The organism is Luteibacter sp. P4_E6 (genome assembly GCF_056401535.1).
In genome coordinates this window covers 1-3,128 of the sequence record NZ_JBFUJE010000465.1, presented here as the reverse complement: position 1 = coordinate 3,128, position 3,128 = coordinate 1, and the positions used below count along the sequence as shown (strand labels likewise).

Sequence of the window (3,128 nt, the reverse complement as noted above, 5' to 3'; positions counted from 1 at the left end):
GCCCCGGCCTCCAGCGAGACGGTGATCGAGCACGGACCTCTGAAGCTCGAGTCCGAGCGCATGCGCATCCTGTGGAACGGCATCGAGATTCCGCTCACCGTCACCGAGTTCTGGATGGTCCACACGCTGGTGCGTTTCCCGGGCCACGTGAAGAACCGCGACCAGCTGATGCGCGAAGCCGAGCTGGTGGTGGACGATGCCACGATCACCTCGCACATCAAGCGTATCCGCAAGAAGTTCATCGCGCTGGCGCCGGAGTTCGACGCGATCGAGACGGTGCACGGGGTCGGTTATCGTTGGACCTCCTGATTTCTGTAGGAGCCGAGTTATCGGCGATTGGGTGCTTGCGGCACCGTTGCCCGCTGCCGCGGGATCGCCGATGAATCGGCTCCTACGACAGCCTCTCTACGTATGACTCTTCGCCAGAAACTCCTCCTCGTCGCGCTTTGCACGCTGGCCCTTCCTGTGGCCGGATGGCTGTATGTGCGGCAGATGGAAACGCTGCTTCGCGAAGGCCAGGCACAGGCGCTGGTCGCGTCGGGGCGGGCGCTGGCGCGCAGCCTGGTGGTGGTCGATGCACCACTGCCGCCGGCGGGCAACGCCTGGTACATCCAGCACACGCCCATCCCCATCACGATGGACGGCTATGCGGACGACTGGGCCTCGCTGAGTGCCTGGGCGCAGAGCTTCGGCAAGAACGCGCGCGTGATGCTCGCCGAGGACGACCGCTGGCTGTACTTCTACATCGACGTACGCGCCACGCAACGCCACCGTGCGGATGCGGGCGACCGCCTCGCGCTCAACGCCGACCACCTCATCATTTCCATCGCCAGCGCGGACGATGCGCAGCGCTATCTCATGGCCAGCGCGGCGCCGGGTGCGACGACCGCCATCGCGCTCGACCCCGAGGCCGGCGTGCTGCCCGACCGCATCAACGCCCAATGGCAGGAAGACGGCAGCGGTTTCCGTGCGGAATTCCGCCTGCCGCGTGGACTGCGGCTGGATCACTTCGGCCTCGGCGTGCACATCACGTCCGATGGCGACAGCGAGCCGCTCACCGCCGAGACGCGACCCTTGATCGACTTCTCCACGCCGCTCTCGCAGGAGCTGGCGCGGCTGGCGCCCGACGGCGTGCGCGTGCGCGTGCTCTCGCCCGATGCTTGGCTGGTCGCGCAGAGCGGCAAGCTCGACCTGCCGGACCTTCCCGCCAACGAACGGCCGGGTTGGTTCGCCTCGCTGGTCTATCGCTCCTTGCTGGCAACGCGACTGGATCCCGAAGGCGGCTGGGCCGAAGACGCGCCGCGGATCGATCTGCCGGAAGTGCGCGAAGCGCTGCAGGGCAAACCCGCGACCGCATGGCGCGCCGGCGAATCGCGCGGCAGCGTCGTGCTCGCCGCGGCCTTGCCGATTCAAAGCGGTGGCAAGCTGCACGGCGTGGTGCTGCTCGAACAGCCCAGTCGCGCGGTGCCGCTGCTGGCCAACCGCGCACTCTTCGGCCTGCTGCTGACCAGCTTCGCCGTACTGCTGATTGCCGGCGGCGTGTTGTTGCTGTTCGCCACGCGGCTCACCTTCCGCCTCCGTCGCCTGCGCAACGCCGCCGAGCGCGCGCAGGACAACGACGGCCGTCTGGATGGCCCGTTCCCGCTGATCGATGCCACGGACGAACTCGGCGACCTCGCACGCAGCTTCGCGCGGCTGTTCGAGGTGGTGGGTGGCTATACGGACTACCTGCGCACGCTGGCGTCCAAGCTGTCGCATGAGCTGAACACGCCGCTGGCGATCGTGAAGTCGTCGCTGGACAACCTCGACCATGCCGGCCTTCCGCCGGAAGCGGAACCTTACCTCGCCCGTGCGCGCGACGGCGTCGCTCGTCTCGGGGCGCTCGTTCGCGCCATGAGCGAAGCGAGCCGCATGGAGCGCGCCATCGCGTCGGCCGAAGCGGAAGACGTGAACCTCGCGGACATCGTGCGTGGCTGCGCGGACGGCTATCGCGGCCTGGCCGGCGACCGCACGCTCGAAGCGGTGCTGCCCTCCGGGCCCGTGCCGATGCATGTCTCGCCGGAACTGATCGCGCAGGCCCTGGACAAGCTGTTCGACAACGCCTTGTCGTTCACCCCACCGGGCGGCTGGCTACGCATCACGCTCAGCCCGACGGCCGAAGGTGCCGATGTGGAGCTGGCCAACGAAGGTCCGTCGTTGCCGGCCGCCATGCAGGGGCGTCTGTTCGACTCCCTGGTCAGCCTGCGCGACAAGGCCACCCCCGGCGACGCACCGCACCTGGGCCTGGGCCTCTACGTGGTCCGTCTGGTCGCGGAGCGTCACCAGGGCAGTGCCAGCGCGCGGAATATCGAGGGTGGCGTGGCGTTTACGCTGCACCTGAGGGGTCTGCCGCGCCAGCGTCTGGCGTAACCCCCACGGTGTGTGCCCAGCTCTCTGTAGGAGCCGCTTCAGCGGCGATGCTCCCTGTGGGAGCCGCTTCAGCGGCGAATGGAGTTCGCGGCAACCTGGCTATCGCCGATGAATCGGCTCCTACATAAGACCTGCGTGTATCTGGGCAGGGTCCGCCCGGGTCCCGATATCCTACAATCCCCGGTCACCCCACCCGATTCGACGCCCCGAATGATTTCCCGCGAACAATTCGATGCCTACGCCGCGCAGGGCCATACGCGCATTCCGCTGGTGCGCGAGGTCTTCTCCGACCTCGACACGCCGCTGTCGGTGTACCTGAAGCTGGCCGATGGCCCGTATACCTTCCTCTTCGAGTCGGTCGAGGGCGGCGCCACGTGGGGACGCCATTCCATCATCGGCCTGCCGGCGCGGCGTGTGTATCGCCTGCGCGGGCATGAGCTGGAAGTGGAGGAGAGCGGCGAAGTCATCGAGCGTCGTCATCTGGAGGATCCGCTCGCCGAGATCGAAGTGCTGCGCAAGCAGTACGACGTGCCCAAGCTGCAGGGGCTGCCCGACTTCACCGGCGGTCTTGTCGGCTACTTCGGTTTTGAAACCATCGGCTATATCGAAAAGCGCCTCGCCCAGTGGGACAAGCACGACGAACTTGGCACGCCCGATGTGCTGTTGATGCTCGCCGACGAAGTGGCCGTGTTCGATAACCTGAAGGGCCGCCTCTACCT

The 3,128-nt window shown here is 67.2% G+C and carries 2 protein-coding genes and 1 pseudogene; all 3 read left to right on the top strand.

What is annotated here, in order from left to right; genetic code table 11:
* On the top strand, nt 1–309 hold a 309-nt coding region (locus tag AC1DT2_RS19260), incomplete at its 5' end, for a winged helix-turn-helix domain-containing protein (RefSeq protein ID WP_477298082.1).
* A gap of 102 nt (nt 310–411) precedes the next feature.
* Nucleotides 412–2,409: an ATP-binding protein gene (locus tag AC1DT2_RS19255; RefSeq protein ID WP_477298081.1), complete on the top strand. Its 1,998-nt coding sequence runs from the start codon at nt 412–414 to the stop codon at nt 2,407–2,409.
* A gap of 210 nt (nt 2,410–2,619) precedes the next feature.
* A pseudogene (locus AC1DT2_RS19250) lies at nt 2,620–3,128 on the top strand (anthranilate synthase component I); the annotation flags it as partial.

What these genes read in the sequence shown, in the direction of transcription:
- AC1DT2_RS19255 (WP_477298081.1), top strand. Translation starts at nt 412, where the DNA reads ATGACTCTTCGCCAGAAACTCCTCCTCGTCGCGCTTTGCACGCTGGCC.